The 15,796-nt window shown below is 71.3% G+C and carries 15 protein-coding genes and 1 tRNA gene; 2 read left to right on the forward strand and 14 right to left on the reverse strand.

Annotated features, from left to right (window positions below; translation table 11 throughout):
• Position 1 precedes the first annotated feature (1 nt).
• The 8 genes from ACFV4P_RS26325 to ACFV4P_RS26360 form a co-directional block, all read right to left on the reverse strand.
• A complete protein-coding gene (locus tag ACFV4P_RS26325) occupies positions 2 to 1,282 on the reverse strand; it encodes a DUF445 domain-containing protein (protein WP_380475116.1) in 1,281 nt (426 codons plus the stop codon).
• Between the two features lie 62 nt (positions 1,283 to 1,344).
• Entirely contained in the window at positions 1,345 to 2,643 is a 1,299-nt protein-coding gene (locus ACFV4P_RS26330) for a nucleotide sugar dehydrogenase (protein ID WP_380475284.1), read from the reverse strand.
• 86 nt (positions 2,644 to 2,729) lie between these two features.
• Positions 2,730 to 3,932, reverse strand: coding sequence for a glycosyltransferase family 2 protein (locus tag ACFV4P_RS26335; protein ID WP_380475118.1), 1,203 nt, complete (start codon positions 3,930 to 3,932; stop codon positions 2,730 to 2,732).
• Positions 3,933 to 3,993: 61 nt separating this feature from the next.
• Complete coding sequence (locus ACFV4P_RS26340; protein ID WP_380475120.1) at positions 3,994 to 4,962, reverse strand: ATP-binding cassette domain-containing protein; 969 nt, start codon at positions 4,960 to 4,962, stop codon at positions 3,994 to 3,996.
• A gap of 16 nt (positions 4,963 to 4,978) precedes the next feature.
• Positions 4,979 to 5,812 (reverse strand): ABC transporter permease, encoded by an 834-nt coding sequence (locus ACFV4P_RS26345; protein WP_380475122.1) that lies wholly within the window; start codon positions 5,810 to 5,812, stop codon positions 4,979 to 4,981.
• A complete protein-coding gene (locus ACFV4P_RS26350; protein WP_380475124.1) occupies positions 5,805 to 6,608 on the reverse strand; it encodes an ABC transporter permease in 804 nt (267 codons plus the stop codon). Before ACFV4P_RS26350 ends, ACFV4P_RS26345 begins: the two co-directional genes overlap by 8 nt.
• Before the next feature lie 59 nt (positions 6,609 to 6,667).
• Positions 6,668 to 6,970: a GroES family chaperonin gene (locus ACFV4P_RS26355; RefSeq protein ID WP_380475286.1), complete on the reverse strand. Its 303-nt coding sequence runs from the start codon at positions 6,968 to 6,970 to the stop codon at positions 6,668 to 6,670.
• A 137-nt stretch (positions 6,971 to 7,107) separates the two neighbouring features.
• Complete coding sequence (locus tag ACFV4P_RS26360; protein ID WP_380475126.1) at positions 7,108 to 7,449, reverse strand: DUF3618 domain-containing protein; 342 nt, start codon at positions 7,447 to 7,449, stop codon at positions 7,108 to 7,110.
• A gap of 165 nt (positions 7,450 to 7,614) precedes the next feature.
• Here ACFV4P_RS26360 and bcp point away from each other — a divergent pair, with 165 nt between their 5' ends.
• Positions 7,615 to 8,088, forward strand: coding sequence for a thioredoxin-dependent thiol peroxidase (gene bcp, locus ACFV4P_RS26365; RefSeq protein WP_380475128.1), 474 nt, complete (start codon positions 7,615 to 7,617; stop codon positions 8,086 to 8,088).
• Positions 8,089 to 8,164: 76 nt separating this feature from the next.
• Here the strand turns inward: bcp and ACFV4P_RS26370 are convergent, their stop codons facing one another.
• Positions 8,165 to 10,567: a chitinase C-terminal domain-containing protein gene (locus ACFV4P_RS26370; protein ID WP_380475288.1), complete on the reverse strand. Its 2,403-nt coding sequence runs from the start codon at positions 10,565 to 10,567 to the stop codon at positions 8,165 to 8,167.
• Between the two features lie 245 nt (positions 10,568 to 10,812).
• Complete coding sequence (locus ACFV4P_RS26375; RefSeq protein WP_380475130.1) at positions 10,813 to 13,098, reverse strand: glycosyl hydrolase family 18 protein; 2,286 nt, start codon at positions 13,096 to 13,098, stop codon at positions 10,813 to 10,815.
• Positions 13,099 to 13,302: 204 nt separating this feature from the next.
• On the opposite strand from ACFV4P_RS26375, the gene ACFV4P_RS26380 reads away from it, so the two are divergent.
• Positions 13,303 to 13,386, forward strand: a tRNA-Leu gene (locus tag ACFV4P_RS26380).
• A 62-nt stretch (positions 13,387 to 13,448) separates the two neighbouring features.
• On the opposite strand, the gene rdgB is transcribed toward ACFV4P_RS26380, so the two are convergent.
• The 4 genes from rdgB to ACFV4P_RS26400 all read right to left on the reverse strand — a co-directional run bounded on the left by rdgB (position 13,449) and on the right by ACFV4P_RS26400 (position 15,728).
• A complete protein-coding gene (gene rdgB / locus ACFV4P_RS26385) occupies positions 13,449 to 14,054 on the reverse strand; it encodes an RdgB/HAM1 family non-canonical purine NTP pyrophosphatase (protein WP_380475132.1) in 606 nt (201 codons plus the stop codon).
• 51 nt (positions 14,055 to 14,105) lie between these two features.
• Entirely contained in the window at positions 14,106 to 14,534 is a 429-nt protein-coding gene (locus ACFV4P_RS26390) for a hypothetical protein (RefSeq protein WP_380475134.1), read from the reverse strand.
• A 100-nt stretch (positions 14,535 to 14,634) separates the two neighbouring features.
• Positions 14,635 to 15,360 carry a ribonuclease PH gene (gene rph / locus ACFV4P_RS26395; RefSeq protein ID WP_073815306.1) on the reverse strand — a complete coding sequence of 242 codons (726 nt, stop codon included), beginning with the start codon at positions 15,358 to 15,360 and terminating at the stop codon, positions 14,635 to 14,637.
• Positions 15,361 to 15,494: 134 nt separating this feature from the next.
• Positions 15,495 to 15,728, reverse strand: a complete 234-nt coding sequence (locus ACFV4P_RS26400; RefSeq protein WP_019886687.1) for a glucose PTS transporter subunit EIIB — start codon at positions 15,726 to 15,728, stop codon at positions 15,495 to 15,497.
• Between the last annotated feature and the right edge of the window lie 68 nt (positions 15,729 to 15,796).

A 15,796-nucleotide genomic window follows, 5' to 3' on the forward strand; every position in this document is an offset into this window, starting at 1 on the left:
GTCAACCACCCAGCGCCGTACTGACGGTGTGGATGAGCAGGCCGGCCAGTGCGCCGACCACCGTGCCGTTGATCCGGATGAACTGCAGGTCGCGGCCGACGTTGGCCTCGATCTTGCGGGAGGCGTCGTCGGCGTCCCATCCGGCGACGGTGTCGGAGATCAGCGAGGTGATCTCCTGCCGGTAGGTGGAGACCACGTACTCGGCGGCGTCCAGCAGCCAACCGTCGGTCTTGGCCTGGAGTTTGGCGTCGGTGGCGAGGCGGTTGCCGAAGGTGCGCAGGCCTTCGGTGAGGCGGCGACGCAGTTCGCTGTCCCGGTCGTCGGCGGCGTTCAGCACCAGGGTGCGCACCGCGGACCAGGAGGAGGCGATCAGGTCCTGGACCTCGGGGCGGGTCAGCAGGTCGGACTTGGCGCGTTCGACGCGGGCGATGGTCTCGGGGTCGTGCTGGAGTTCCTGCGCGAAGTCGGCGAGGAAGTTGTCGAGGGCGCCGCGGGCGGGGTGCGCGGGGTCGTCGCGGACGTCGGTGACGAAGCGCAGCAGTTCCTTGTAGACGCGTTCGCCGACCTGGTTGTCGATGAACCGGGGCGTCCAGCCGGGGGTCTTGGTGGTGACCCGGTCGACCACGTCGGTGTGGTGCTCGACCAGCCAGTCGCGGGCCCGCACCGCGACCAGGTCGACCACGCCCTTGTGTCCGCCGTCGGCGACGATCTTGCCGAGCAGGCGTCCGGCGGGTTCGGCGACCGAGGTGGCGGCGGCCCGCCGGGTGACGGCTTCGGCGACCACGGCCTGCACGTCCTCGTCGCGCAGCACGGCGAGGACGCCGCGCAGGGCGGCGGCGGCCTCGTGGGTGACGCGTTCGGCGCTGCCGGGCGCGGCCAGCCATTCGCCGAGCCGCCGGGCCACGCCGATCTTGCCGAGCCGGGCCCGGACCACCGGCGCGGACAGGAAGTTGTCGCCGACGAAGTCGCCGAGGGAGCGCCCGAACGCGTCCTTCTTGGTGGGGATGATCGCGGTGTGCGGGATCGGCAGCCCGAACGGGCGGCGGAACAGCGCGGTGACGGCGAACCAGTCGGCGAGCGCGCCGACCATGCCGGCCTCGGCGGCGGCGGCCACGTACCCAGCCCAGCTGCCCGCGCCGGCGGCGCCCGCCCAGGTGGCGAGCGCGAAGACGACCGTGGCCAGGCCGAGCAGGCCGGTGGCGATGGTCTTCATCCGCCGTACGCCGTGCCGCTTGGCCTCGTCGGCGGCGGTGAAGCTGACTCCGGTTGCCCTCTCGTCCACACTCACCCCGCCAGATTGGCACACGGGCCGCACGGAACGACCGCCGCCCCGCGAATCCGCCGCTACCGCAGGGCGTTCCCTCCTCCGAGGACGATCCGCCGCACGCCCTCCCAGCGCGCCGGGTCGGTGACCCGCCGGCCGTCCAGCAGCACCTGCACGCCGGGGAAGTCGACGGCGCCGAGGTCCCGGTACTCGGGGTGGTCGGCCTGGACGACCAGTGCGGCGGCGGGTTTGCCGTCGTCGGGCGGCAGGCCGAGCGCGGCGAGTTCCTCGGGCGTGTACAGCGGGTCGCTGACGCCGACCCGGGCGCCGGCCGCGCGGAGCGCCTCGACCAGCGGGAACACCCCGGAGATGGCGGTCTCCTTGACCCCGCCCCGGTAGGACGCGCCGAGCACGGTGACGGCGACGCCGTCCAGCGGGCCGAGCGCGCCTGCGAGCAGGCCGACGGCGTACGCGGGCACCTGCTCGTTGGCCTCCCGGGCGGCGCGCACCACGGTCGCGTCCGGGTCGTTCCACAGGTAGAGGCGCGGGTAGACCGGGATGCAGTGCCCGCCGACGGCGATGCCGGGCCGGTGCAGGTGGCTGTAGGGCTGCGAGTTGCAGGCGTCGATCACCTCGACGAGGTCGACGCCCACCCGGTCGGCGAACCGGGCGAACTGGTTGACCAGCGCGATGTTGACGTCCCGGTAGGTGGTCTCGGCGAGCTTGGAGAACTCGGCGGCCTCCGCGCCGCTGAGCGGCCACACGCCGTTGCCGCGCGGCAGGTCGGGGCGCGGGTCGAAGTCCAGCACCGCCCGGTAGAACTCGACGCCGCGCCGGGTGGAGGCCTCGTCGATGCCGCCGACCAGCTTGGGGTAGCGCCGCAGGTCGGCGAAGACCCGCCCGGTGCGGACCCGTTCGGGGCTGAACACCAGCGCGAAGTCGCGTCCGGCGGTCAGCCCGGAGCCGGCCTCCAGGCGGCGGGCGAACCGGCCGCGCACGGTGCCGACCGGCAGCGTGGTCTCGTAGCTGACCAGCGTGCCGGGGTGCAGTCCGGCGGCGACGGCGTCGGTGGCGGCGTCCAGCAGCGCGAAGTCGGGCCGACCGTCGGCGTCGGTGAGCAGCGGGACGACGATCACCACGGCGTCGGCCCCGGCGGTGGCGGCGGCGGTGTCGGTGGTGGCGTGCAGCCGTCCGGCGGCGACGGTCTCGGCGAGCAGGTCGTCGAGGCGGGCCTCGCGGGGGAACGGCGGCCGTCCGGCGGCGACGGCGGCGACCACCCCGGGGGCGATGTCGGCGCCGGTGACCCGGTGTCCCTTGCCGGCGAACTGGACGGCCAGCGGCAGGCCGATCTTGCCCAGTCCGACCACGCAGATCTGCAAGGCCGTCACTCGGTCACCTTCCGTCGTCGACCACTGCTGCTCGGGCCGCTGCTGCTCGGACCACTGCCGCTCGGACCACTGCTGCGTCACCGGGCGGCCCGCCGCGTCGCGGCCCGGCCGCGCCAGGTCTGCCTGGTGCGGCGCAGGGCGCGCCGGACCGGGGCGGGGACCAGCCGCCAGCCGCCGGTGGGGCCGGGGGCCCGGCCGGCGTCGAACAGCGTGTCGGGCAGGCCGAGGCGCCGGTCGCGGTACATGGGGTAGCGGGCGTACAGCCGGCCGCGGCGGCGCCCGACGGGGGCGGGGCCGTGCTGCCGTTCCCAGTCGATGAGTTCGCACAGGGCGGCGAGGTCGCCGCGCCGGGCGAGGGCGAGGCGCAGCCGGGCGGGCACCGGGACGGCGCCGAACACGCCGGTCGAGCAGTGCCGGTCGAGCAGTCGGCCGATCTCGCCGAGGATGCGGCGCTGCATGGCGGGCGGTTCGGTGAGGAACTGCTCCTGCAGCACCTGCGGGACGTCCCAGCCGAAGTAGCGTTCCCGGACGGCGTCGCGGACCGGCCCGGGGCGGGTGTGGCGCTCCAGCACTTCCTGGACGGCGTCCATGGCGCGCAGCCGGTCGATCGGGCCGGCGCGGTGGGTGACGTTGGAGCGGTCCTGCCGCAGCACCAGGTGGTAGTAGTCGTAGTCGGCGAGCACGGACACCTTGCGGGCGTTGAGCAGCGCGCCGAGGGTGAACGGCTGGTCGGAGCAGACCGGCAGGTCCTCGCGGCGGCGCAGGCCGTGGCTGAGCACCATCGAGCGGCGGAACATCTTGGTGTCGGCGAGCGCCCAGGCGAGCGCGGAGTCGGTGAAGTCGACCTGCTCCGCGGTGCGTTCGAAGATGCCCTGGGGGACGATCCGGCCGTTCTCGCCGACGAGTTTGGGGATCAGCACGTCGCACTGCCAGCGGTCGGCGGCCTCGACCATCCGTTCCAGCGCCTCGGGGCCGAGCCAGTCGTCGGCGCCGAGGTACATCAGGTAGCGGCCGCGGGCCAGGTCGGTGCCGCGGTTGGTGGGTTTGGCGGGTCCGCCGGACGCGGGCTGCCGCACGGTGCGCAGCAGGCCGGGGTGGGCGGCGGCGAACCGGGCGAGTTCCTCGGTGCTGCCGTCGCTCGATCCGTCGTCGACGGCGACCACTTCCATCCGGGTCGCGCCGATGGTCTGTTCGACCAGCGAGTTCAGGCAGTCGGTGAGGTACGGCATGGTGTCGTGGACGGCGATCACCACACTGACGTCCGGTTCGGGCTCGGTCACGAGTATGTGAACTCCCGTACCGGCCGTTCGGTCACCTCCCCCACTCGATCGAGTGAGCTGGTCAGCGGGCCGGTTCGGCGGCGCTGCCGGTGTAGATCCGGGCGATGACGTCCTCGATGGCGGGTTCGCGCACCGACAGGTCGACCAGCGGGTAGCGCTCGGCGACGGCGGCGACCAGCGGGGCGGCGCTCTGCCGGGCCGGGAACGCCAGCCACTGCCGTGGGCCCTCGACCTTGACGGTGCGCACCCCGGGCAGTTCGATCGGCGGGTGCGGGGCGGCCAGGTCGACCACCAGGGTGCGTTCGCTCTCGCCGGCCGCGTGCAGGTCCTCCAGCGGGCCGTCCAGCACCAGCCGGCCGTGGTCGATCACCATCACCCGGCCGCACAGCTGCTCGATGTCGGTGAGGTCGTGGGTGGTGAGCAGCACGGTGGTGCGCTGTTCGCGGTTGGTCTCGCGGAGGAACTCGCGGACCTTGGTCTTGCTGATCGTGTCGAGTCCGATGGTCGGCTCGTCGAGGTACAGCACGCTGGGGTCGTGCAGCAGGGCGGCGGCGAGGTCGCCGCGCATCCGCTGGCCGAGCGAGAGTTGCCGCACGGGGGTGTCCAACAGGTCGCCCAGGTCGAGGAGTTCGACGCACCGGTCGAGGTTGGCCCGGTAGCGGGCGTCGGGGATGCGGTAGATCCGGCGGGCCAGCTCGTAGCTGTCGCGCAGCGGCAGGTCCCACCACAGGGTGGTGCGCTGGCCGAACACCACGCCGATCCGCCGGGCCAGCGCGGCCCGCCTGGCCGCCGGGTCCACTCCGGCCACCCGCAGCCGTCCGCCGCTGGGCACCAGGATGCCGGTGAGCATCTTCACCGTCGTCGACTTGCCCGCGCCGTTCGGCCCGATGTAGCCGACGCACTCCCCTTCCTCGACCTGGAAGGTGAGCCCGTCCACGGCCCGCACCTCGCGTTTCTCCCGCCGCCAACGGCCGTTCCTGGTACGGACGGTGAACGTCCGCCGGACGTCCTCCACCTCGATCACCGCCATGGGGTCCCCTCCTCTGTCAGCTTCCGGTGGAGCGGTAGGCGCGCAGTCCCGTCCGCCAGGCCAGGCCCGCCGCCAACATGCACAGCACGGCCACGACCGGCGCGGCGAACTCGAACGCGACGGGCAGCCCGAGCGGGTCGGGCCGGTCCAGGACGTACAGCGCGGGCAGCCAGTTGACGAACGCCAGCGGCACGCCGAACACGGTGCCCGCGACGATCTCCTTGGCGAACACCGTCGGCGGGTACTGCAGCAGCGTGGCGCCGCCGTAGGTGACGGAGTTCTGCAGTTCGGCGGCGTCGCCCCACCAGAACTGCACGCAGGAGCAGCCGACCAGGACCGCGCAGAAGATCACCACCCCGCACAGCAGCAGGCCGGGCACCATCAGCACCCGGTCCCAGGTCCACCGCAGGTCCAGCGCGGTGAGCGACCAGCCGAGCACCACGAACCCCTGCACCAGTCGGCCCAGCCGGCGCAACGAGAAGCGCTCGGCGGCGAGTTGGGCCAGCGCGGGCGCGGGCCGGATCAGCATGGTGTCCAGCGTCCCGGAGCGCACCCGCTCGCCCAGCCCGCTCACCGAACCGACCAGCAGGTTGGCCCCGCCGAGCGCCACCGAACTCGTCCCGTACAGGAACCCGGTCTCGGCGAGCGTCCAGCCGGCCAGCTGCCGGGTGTGCCGGAACATCAGGATCAGCACCGCGAAGTCCAGGAACGTGATCAGCACATTCGCGGCCAGGCCCAACAGGAACGACGTCCGGTACGTCAGCATCGAACGGGCCCACATCCCGGCGATCAGCCACCACGACCGCACCGCCCAGCCCGCCCGGGCGGCGAGCGACTCGCGCTCAACCACCCTGCACCACCACCTTGCGCACAGCGAGCGCCTGCGCCACTCGACCCAACCCCAACAGGGCCACGGCCCAGGCCAGTTGGAACGCGTACAGGGTCACCAGGCTGTGCCCGGTGCGCCGTTGCAGCAGCACGTCGGCGGGCAGCTGCACCATCGCCGAGAACGGCAGCACCCGGGCCAGCTCCCCGAGCGCGCCCGGGAACAGGGCCAGCGGCAGCAGCATCCCGGAGAAGAACATCGACAGCACCGTCATCGCCGCCCGCACCCCCTCCGAGTCGTGCAGCCAGAATCCCGCCACCGAGACCAGGAACCGCACCCCGAAGCTCACCACCACCGCCAGCAGCACCGCCAGCAGGAACTCCGCCCACACCAACGGCCGCAGCGGAAGCGCCAGTTCGAACATCAGCGATCCCAGCACGAGCGGCACCGCGCCCCTGGTCAGCAACTGGAACCCCGCCCGCCCCAGGTCCGTCGCCAGCCACCACCCCTGGAAGTCCACCGGCCGGTACAGGTCGATCGCGATGTCCCCGCTCCGGAACCGCGCCTGCACATCGTCCTGGAACCCGCCGCCCCACACCGCGACCGTCATCAGCAACGCCTGACTGATCCAGACGTACGTCACCGCCTGCCGCGCGTCGTACCCGCCGAGCCCCGGCCGCGCATGCCACAACGCGAGCATCGTCGACGCCAGGATCCCCCCGAACACACTGTTCGTGACCACCCCGGCCACCGTCGCGGCCCGATACGTCGAGTACCGCCGGAACGCGCCGCGCGCGACGGCCAAGTAGACCCCGGCCATTCACCGCCTCCTCGTGAACGCAGGCGCCCCTGGTCGTGCGCTCCCTGAATTCGCACCCGCTACAGGTACAGCCCGGTCGACCCCTCAAGATCCCCGAAGCGGCCGGCGGCCACCGCGTGCAGGTCGCGTTCCCGGAGCAGCACATATGTCGCTCCGCGGACCTCCACCTCCAGCTTGTCCTCCGGGTCGTACAGCACTCGGTCGCCGGGCTCCACGGAGCGGACGCTCTGGCCGACGGCCACGGCTTCGGCCCAGGTGCAGCGGCGGGAGAGTTCGGCGGTGGCGGGGATCAGGATGCCGCCGGTGGAGCGGCGTTCGCCTTCGCTGCCCTCGGTCCTGACGAGCACCCGGTCGTGCAGCATCCGAATCGGAAGCTTCTCCCCGAGCCGGTCGTGTCTGCTCTGCGTGTCGTTCTCACTCACGCTCCGACCGTACCGGACAGCGAAAACGGCGGGGCCCCGGGCACCAAAACCCGGGATCCCGCCGTCCGCAGGAACTGTCAGCCCTTGCGGCGCTTGCGCGCCGACGCGATGAGCAGCACCACGCCGACGCCGACCAGCGCGACGGGCGCGATCCGCTCGGGCCGCGGTCGCCCGTCCTCGTCGACGAACTTCGACTTGACCTGCTCGACGGCCCCGCTCGCGGCGACGTACGCCTTGCCGGCCTTCTGCTCGACCGTCGCACGCAGCTTGGCCTTGGTCTGGGCGGCGACGGTGGCCGGGTGGACTCGCATGGCGAGTTCGTCGAGGGTCGCGGCGAGCCTGTCCCTGGTCCCGGCGATGTCCGCCTCGATCTGGGCCGTCGTGCGCGGTGCCGACGTGTCCTTGCTGCTCGCTGCCACTGGGGCCACCCCATCTCTGTTACCGCTAGGTACTTCTCTGCACCGACAGTCTGTCAGCTCCCCGTCGCGCTCGCGCAGCGCCACCCACCAACGGAGGTAGGTTGGCTGGCAGCACGACCCTCCGCACCACCACCCCGTCCCGGCTCAGAGGAGAGAAGCACCATCGTGAGCGAGCGCCTGCAGGCGGGCGACACCGCCCCTGCCTTCACCCTGTCCGACGCCGACGGCAACCGGGTGTCGCTGGCCGACCACCTGGGCCGCAAGGTGATCGTCTACTTCTACCCGGCGGCGCTGACCCCGGGCTGCACCAAGCAGGCCTGCGACTTCACGGACAACCTGGAGGTGTTCGCGGGCGCGGGCTACGACGTGATCGGCATCTCGCCGGACAAGCCGGAGAAGCTCGGGAAGTTCCGCGAGAAGGAGGACCTGAAGGTCACGCTGCTGTCCGACCCGGAGCACCGGGTGCTGGAGGCGTACGGCGCGTTCGGCGAGAAGATGAACTACGGCCGCACGTACCAGGGTGTGATCCGTTCCACGGTGATCGTGGACGAGCAGGGCAAGGTCGAGCGGGCGCTCTACAACGTCCGGGCCACCGGCCACGTCGCGAAGCTGCTGAAGGACCTGAAGGTCGGCCAGTAGCGGCGCCGGGACACCGCAGCGGTGGCGGCCGACCCCCCGACCGGGTCGACCGCCACCGCCGTTCATGGGCTCGGGATCAGCAGGCCCCGAGGTCCGTCCAGACGCCCCAGGCGCCGCTCAGCGACGGGTCCTCGCCCGTGGTCCACCACTTGTTCTGGTAGTAGTGGCCCTTCCACGACACCTTGGTGACGGTGGCGTAGGCGGTCGCGGCGCTCCAGCTCGGCGCGGCCGAGCAGGTGCCGGCCGACGCGGACGGCGAGGCCGACTGCGAGGCCGAGGCGGACGCGGACGCCGACGGCGAAGCCGACTGCGACGGAGAGGCCGAGGCGGAGGCGGAGGCCGAAGCGGAGGCCGAGGTGCTCGGCGACGGCGAACCGGTGCTCGCGGTGGTGCCGCGGGTGTAGTCGCCGGCGATGCCGTACAGGGTGCCGCCGACGTTGACGGTCCAGTTGGCGGGGGTGGAGACCGGCAGGTAGTAGACGAAGGCGACGTCCACCGAGGCGCCGGGCGCCAGCGACTGCCAGGTCGGCAGCTTCAGCGAGACGCGGTTGTAGGTGCCCTTCAGGCCGCCGATGTTGTTCCCGGTGTGGTCGGCCCGGATGACCTTGGAACCGAAGCCGGACTGGTCGGCGGCGTTGCTGGGCGCGGAGGTCGAGTAGTCGAACTGGAACTCGGTGCCGCCGGGCAGGGTGACGGTCGAGTTGTTGACGATGTGGATCTTCGGGTTGATCGGGTAGTTGTTGTCGCCCAGCGCGAAGTTGGTGAACGACACGTCGATCGGCAGGGTCTGCTGCGGCAGCGCGATGGTGGAGCGGGTCGCGCCGTACGCCGAGGCCGACTTGAACTTGTCGTACAGCAGCGAGGTCATGGTGTTGCCCTGGACGTACTCGCCCTTGCCGCCGTTGGCGGTGGCGTCCCACTTGTAGTCGCCCGCGAGCTCCCAGATCATCGCGCCGCCGACGCCCTGGTTGACCACGTAGTCGGCCTTGGCGGCGATGGACTGGTCGTCCTCGGTGGAGAGGAACACCTTCTTGTTGGCGTTCCACAGCCACGGGGAGGCCAGCGCGGAGCTGTAGTTGCGGGTGTAGGCGCCGTTCAGCGCGGTGTCCTTGACCCCGTACTTGGCCAGGTAGTCCGGCAGGACGCCGTTCTCCAGGTTCTTGGCGTGCCACATCGGGTTGGAGCCGGCCGGCGACTCCTTGCCGTTGTCGTCCAGGTCGTGCCAGATGTTGTCGATGCCGACGGCGCCGTCACCACAGGTGGTCAGGCCGGAGCCGGCCGGACAGTTGGTGGTGGAGGCGGTGCCCCACAGGCCGTTGGTGCCGCCCTGGACGTTCTGGAAGCCGCGGGTGTAGTACGGCACGCCGAGGTTGATCCGGCCGGCCGGCATCGCGCCGCGGAAGTAGTGGACGGCCCAGTCGCCGTTCAGGTAGCCGATGCCGCCGTACTGCGAGGTGCCGTACACGTTGGCGGCCGCGAGCTCGCCGTCCTTGCCGTCGTCGTACAGCGCGGCGTTCGGGCCGACGTACTTGTTCCAGGCGCCGTGCAGGTCGTACGACATGATGTTGACGTAGTCCAGGTACTGGGTGACCTGGAAGGTCTCCATGCCGCGCAGCAGGTAGCCCGAGGACGGGGCGGCGACCGACAGCAGGTAGTACTTGCCGTCGGCGGCGGAGGCCCGGTCGAGCTTCTCGCGCATGGTCTTCATCAGCGCCGCGTAGCCCTTCATCAGGGACGCGCGCTTGGCGTTGGAGAGGCTGTAGTCGAGCGGGTTGCCCGCGTCCTTCATCGAGGTCGGGTACTCGTAGTCGAGGTCGACGCCGTTGAAGCCGTACTTCTTGATGAAGTTGACGGCGGAGTCCGCGAAGGTGTTGATGCCGGCCTGGTTGACCGACCCGTCCGCATTGACGGTCATCGAGTAGAAGCCGCCGGAGTTGACCCGCTTGCCCGAGTCGTCGAAGTAGCCGCCGGTCTCGGCCCAACCGCCCACCGACACCATGGTCTTGACGTTCGGGTACTGCTTCTTGTACTTGGTCAGCAGGTTGAAGTGACCCTTGTACGGCAGCGACGGGTCCAGCTCCGCGCCGGCCACGCCCGGGAAGGTCATCCCGGTGGCGGCGTTGTCCGCGGTGTCGGAGCCCACCGAGAGGGTGTTGTCGCTGCCGACGTGCGCGAACGCGTAGTTGAGGTGGGTGACCTTGTCCCAGGGGATGTTGTTCACCAGGTAGGCCGGCGTGCCGTCCTTGCCGGTGCGCCAGCCGGTGAAGTAGCCGATGACGCGGCGCTGGTGGTCGGCGCCCATCTGCTCGCGGCCGCTGGTGTCGTAGACGTTGCAGTAGGGGACGTCGACGCCGGGCGTGGTGTACATGCCGTCGGGGCGGCAGGCCTGGTTGTCGACGGCGGCGGCTGACGGCGCGACGCCGAGCGTGCCCATCAGCAGGGCCGCGAGGCTCGCCGCCGCGGTGGCGGCGAACGCCACCTTCCGGCCGGTCTTCTGACGGTCGGCAGCGGTGGGGCGCTGCTCCGTCGCGTGTCGGATCAACACTCGGTCCTCCAGGAGAGAGTGTCGCGTGCACGCCTGTGGGAGGGCATGCACATGTGGGGGAAGTTCCGCCGAACTTAAGAGGTCTGGACCACCCACGTCAACAGGTCTGTACCAACTTGGCAAGAAAGGCCGAACCGTCCGCACTCGGACGATCCGGCCTTTCCCAGGGTGAGTTGACGCTACTTCATGCTTCCGGTCATCGCGTTGACCAGCGAACCGGACGGGTCGTCGCCCTCCAGCGAGTAGGCGAATATGCCACCCAGCCCCTTGCTCGTGGCGTACGCGCCGCGCGCCGCGATGGCCTGCGGGGTGTCACCGGTCCACAGGTTGGCGCCGTCGTAGATCCACGAGCTCTGCGTGGTCGGGTCCCAGTGCACGGTGGAGCCGGTGGTCTTGCCGGCCGCCGCCAGCTCCTTCCAGAACGCCACGCCGGCGGTCTGGCTGGTGCCCTGCGCCCCGGCCGGGCCGGTCGCGGTCTGGTACAGGCCGTGGTCGGAGCCGGCCGGGACGCCGGTCCAGCCGCGGAAGTAGAACGGCACGCCCAGCGCCAGCTTCTTGGCCGGGAACCCGCCCTTGATGCCGTACGCGGGGGCGCCGTTCAGGTAGGCGTTGACCGCGTTGTCCACGGTGTACTTCTGGGTGCCCGGGGAGACCACGTTGCTCGGGTCGTTCGGGCTGTCGTACAGCGGGTCCTGGAGGTTCGTCGGGCCGGTGGCCTCCCAGGCGCCGTGCATGTCGTAGGACATCACGTTGCCGTAGTCCAGGTACTTTCCGATCTGGTCGGTCTGCAGCAGCGCGATCTTGTCCTGGCCGCTCGGCAGCGCCGCGGTGAGCAGGTACTTCTTGCCGACGGTCTGCCCGTACGCGTCCAGCTGGTTGCGGAACTCGGCCAGCAGCGCGGTGAAGTTGGCGGTGTCGGCGGCCGTCGAGTGGTTGCCGGTGTGGCCGCCGGCGGAGGCCGGGTACTCCCAGTCGATGTCGATGCCGTCGAAGACGCCCATCGCGGCGGCGGCGCCGCCGGTGATGTCGCCCTGGATCGAGGGCAGGTTGCCCTTGATGAACATGTCGAGGCAGGAGGAGACCAGCTTCTTGCGCGAGGCGTCGGTGGCCGCCGCGTCCGAGAAGTACTTCGAGTAGGTCCAACCGCCCAGCGACATGGTGATCTTCAGGTTCGGGTACTTCGCCTTCAGCTCCCGCAGCTGGTTGAAGTTGCCCTTCAGCGGCTGGGTCCAGGCGTCGGTGGTGCCGTCCACCGAGATGTCCGAGGTGTAGCCCTTCTGGTAGTCCGCGAACGCGTCGCCCGCGCCGTCGCCGGCGTTCGGGTTGTTGTCGTTGGTGTCCGCGGCCTTGATGGTCTCGAAGCAGCTCAGCGTGGACGGGTTGATGTTGGCGAACGCGTACGTCATGGTGTTCAGCCCGCCCGCCGCGCCGGTGGCCGCCATGGTGGACGGGTAGTACTTGTTGCCGTAGATCCCCCACTGCGCGAAGTACGCGGACTTCAGCGGCCCGGTGGGCGCCGCGCCGGTGGTCACGGTGACCGGCGCCGAATAGCCGCTGCTGTGGCCGTCCTTGTCGTAGCCCTGCACGGTGAAGGTGTAGGCGGTGTTGGGCAGCAGCGAGGAGACCGTCACCGCAGTGCCCATCGAGGTGGCGGTCTGCACGCCGCCGGAGAAGATCCGATACACCGCGCTGTTGCCGTTCTGCGCGTTGTCGGCGGAGGCGTTCCACTTCAACGTCACCGCGGTGCCCGCGACGCTCGCGCTCACCCCGGTCGGCGTGGTCACCACCCCGTCCCCGCCCGGCGACCCGGTCGGCGAGGAACTGGCCGACGGCGACGGGCTGTTGCTGCTGCTCGGGGAGGCACTGGCCGACGCCGACGCCGACGCGCTCGCGCTCGCACTCGTGCTCGCCGACGGACTGGCCGAGCCCGAACCGCCGCCCGGGCCGGTGAGCGTCAGGTCGTCCGCGTAGTACGTCCCCTGGCCGTACCAGCCGTGGGTGTAGACCGTCACCGAGGTGGTGGCGGCGCCGGTGGTGAAGGTGGCGCTGCGGTTCACCCAATCCGCGCTGGAGCCCCAGGCGTTGGTGTCGGTGGTGCCGGTGCCGGTGACGCCCAGGTAGGCGTAGTTGCCCTTCAGCCAGCCGCTCAGGCTGTACGTGGTGTTCGGGCTGACCGCGACGGTCTGCGAGCACTGCGCGGTGTCGGCCGCGGAGGCCGCCGCCTGCAGCGCCTTGCCGCCGCCGTGCGGCGCGGTGGAGGTGATCGAGCCGAGGCCGCCGGAGCAGCTCCAGCCGGACAGCGTGCCGGTCTCGAAGTCTCCGTTGACCAGCAGGTTCACGGTGGCGGCCGAGGAGGCGCCGCCGATCACGGTGACCAGTCCGGCGGCTCCGGCGACCAGGGCGGTCGCGGTCGCCAGCACCGTGCCGGCCTTCAACGGACTTCTACGGGCGGGGCGTTCGGGCATGGGTCGCTCCAATGCTCGCGCCCGGCAGGGGGACCGGACGCCGTGGGGGAGGAATGACGCGGCGCGAACGTACGTGGTCTGGACCACACTGGTCAATAGGTCTGTACCAATTCTCAGCCACCCCGGTGAGCGCCCGAACGCCGCCCGAAAGGGTGGTGCACGCCGAGGTGACGGCCAAGTAGCATGACGGAGAAGTCGCTGCCTGCGGTCTTGGCGGAATTGGCAGACGCCCGGGTTTTAGGTGCCCGTGAGAGCAATCTCGTGAGGGTTCGAGTCCCTCAGGCCGCACATGTCGCGAAGGGCCCGTCCGGAACGTTCCGGACGGGCCCTTCGCATGTCGACGCGGCGTCTCAGCCGAGCAGTTCGGCCACCACCGGGGCGAGCGAGCGGAACGCCTGGCCGCGGTGGCTGATCGCGTTCTTCTCCTCGGCGCTCAGCTCCGCGCACGTCCGGCTCTCGCCGAGCGGCTGCAGGATCGGGTCGTAGCCGAAGCCGTTGGCGCCGGCCGGCTCGGTGCGCAGGGTGCCGTGCAGGCGGCCCTCGACCACCCGCTCGGTGCCGTCGGGCAGGGCGAGCGCGGCGGCGCAGGCGAAGGACGCGGCGCGGTGCTCGGGGGCGATGTCGCCGAGCTGGGCGAGCAGCAGGTCCAGGTTGGCCTTGTCGTCGCCGTGCCGGCCGGCCCAGCGGGCGGAGAAGATGCCGGGCGCGCCGCCGAGCACGTCCACGCACAGGCCCGAGTCGTCCGCGACCGCGGGGAGTCCGGTGGCGCGGGCCAGCGCGTGCGCCTTCAGCAGGGCGTTCTCGGCGAAGGTCACGCCGGTCTCCGGGACGTCCGGGATCTCGGGGAAGGCGTCCGCGCCGACCAGCTCGACGTCCAGTCCGGCCGCGCCGAGGATGTCGCGCAGCTCGGCGACCTTGTGCTGGTTACGGGTGGCGAGAACGAGGCGCTTGGTCATGCCCGCAAGCCTAGTGCCGCGGCACTGGGCAAGCCCGACCACCTGCCGCGCTCAGCCCGTGCACACCTTGCTGACCCGCCCGGCGGCGTCCCCGAGCGGCCCGAGGTCGGGCGTCTCGTGGTTGTCGATGGCCTTCTGCACCTTGTCGACCTGGGTCTGGAGGTCGCCGACGGCCTTGGCCAGGTCGGCGTCGCCGGAGTTGCGGCCGATCTTGTCCAGGTCGCCCTTGATCTTCTGCACGGCCTTCCCGGCGGCGGCCGGGTCCTTGTCCGCGTTGTTGTACGCGGTGCCGAGGTCCGCCACGTCGGTGGAGATCTGCACCGCGGTGTTGGCGCAGCTCACCGCCTTCTCCGCGGCGGAGCAGCTGACCGCGCTCAGCGGCAGGATCAGCACCAGCCCGGCGACGGCGAGCACGGTGGTGCGGTTGATGCTGAGCGGCTGCTGCATCGACGAGTCCTCCAGGAGGGTGTGCGGGCTCACAGCGAACGTTAAGGGTCTGCCCGCGTGGCTGTACAGCACACGCGGGCCGCTCCTCGGGTTCTGACGGCCGTTCGGCCCACCGCGGTTCCCTCGGGCAGGACTACAGGCCGAGCGCCTTGCGCTGGATCTCGTCGAGCTCGGCGCAGCCGAGGCTGCCCAGGTCGAGCAGCTGGTTGAGCAGGTCGCGGTCGAACGGGGCGCCCTCGGCGGTGCCCTGGACCTCGACGAAGCGCCCGTCGGAGGTGCAGACGATGTTCATGTCGGTCTCGGCCCGGACGTCCTCCTCGTAGCGGAGGTCGAGCATCGGGACGCCGTCGATGATGCCGACGCTGACGGCGCTGACGCCGCCGGTGATCGGCTGGCCCTTGGCGCGCAGCAGCTTCTTCTCGCGGGCCCAGGAGACGGCGTCGACCAGCGCCACGTACGCGCCGGTGATGGCGGCGGTGCGGGTGCCGCCGTCGGCCTGGAGGACGTCGCAGTCCAGCACGAAGGTGTTCTCGGCGAGCGCCCGGTGGTCGACCACGGCGCGCAGCGAGCGGCCGATCAGCCGGCTGATCTCGTGGGTGCGGCCGCCGATCTTGCCGCGGACCGACTCGCGGTCGCCGCGGGTGTTGGTGGCACGCGGCAGCATGGCGTACTCGGCGGTGACCCAGCCCTCGCCGCTGCCCTTGCGCCAGCGCGGGACGCCCTCGGTGACGCTGGCGGTGCACAGCACCTTGGTGTCGCCGTAGGAGACCAGGACGGAGCCTTCGGCGTGCTTGCTCCAGCCCCGCTCGATGGTGATGGGACGGAGCTGGTCGGCGGTGCGGCCGTCGATACGTGACATGCCGACGAGCGTATCCCGTCCGGCTCGCGACCCCGCCCCGTCCCCGGCCGTCCCCCACCTCGGACGCGCGACGGCCCCGGACGTGCGACGGCCCGCCGCCGGGGATCCGGGGCGGGCCGTCGGGGGCTCGGTTCTCACATCATGTCTTCGATGTCGGCGGCGATCGGGTCGGCGTCGGTGCCGATGACGACCTGGATGGCCGTTCCCATCTTCACCACGCCGTGCGCGCCGGCCGCCTTGAGCGCCGCCTCGTCGACCTTGGAGGGGTCGATGACCTCGGTGCGCAGCCGGGTGATGCAGCCCTCGACCTCTTCGATGTTGTCGATTCCGCCGAGACCGGCGACGATCTTCTCAGCCTTGCTGGCCATGGTCTTTCTCCCTCTGTCTCGGCGCTCCGGCGGTCGGTCGCCAGGGTGCCGTACTGCGTGTGCGGTGG

Source organism: Kitasatospora sp. NPDC059795, from assembly GCF_042732175.1.
Taxonomy (GTDB): Bacteria; Actinomycetota; Actinomycetes; order Streptomycetales; family Streptomycetaceae; genus Kitasatospora.

Excerpts from the sequence above, each read along its gene's own strand:
- ACFV4P_RS26340 (WP_380475120.1), bottom strand. The coding sequence starts at position 4,962 with ATGGCGGTGATCGAGGTGGAGGACGTCCGGCGGACGTTCACCGTCCGT.
- ACFV4P_RS26350 (WP_380475124.1), bottom strand. The coding sequence starts at position 6,608 with ATGGCCGGGGTCTACTTGGCCGTCGCGCGCGGCGCGTTCCGGCGGTAC.
- ACFV4P_RS26355 (WP_380475286.1), bottom strand. The coding sequence starts at position 6,970 with ATGCTGCACGACCGGGTGCTCGTCAGGACCGAGGGCAGCGAAGGCGAA.
- ACFV4P_RS26375 (WP_380475130.1), bottom strand. The coding sequence starts at position 13,098 with ATGCCCGAACGCCCCGCCCGTAGAAGTCCGTTGAAGGCCGGCACGGTG.
- rdgB (WP_380475132.1), bottom strand. The coding sequence starts at position 14,054 with ATGACCAAGCGCCTCGTTCTCGCCACCCGTAACCAGCACAAGGTCGCC.
- rph (WP_073815306.1), bottom strand. The coding sequence starts at position 15,360 with ATGTCACGTATCGACGGCCGCACCGCCGACCAGCTCCGTCCCATCACC.
- ACFV4P_RS26400 (WP_019886687.1), bottom strand. The coding sequence starts at position 15,728 with ATGGCCAGCAAGGCTGAGAAGATCGTCGCCGGTCTCGGCGGAATCGAC.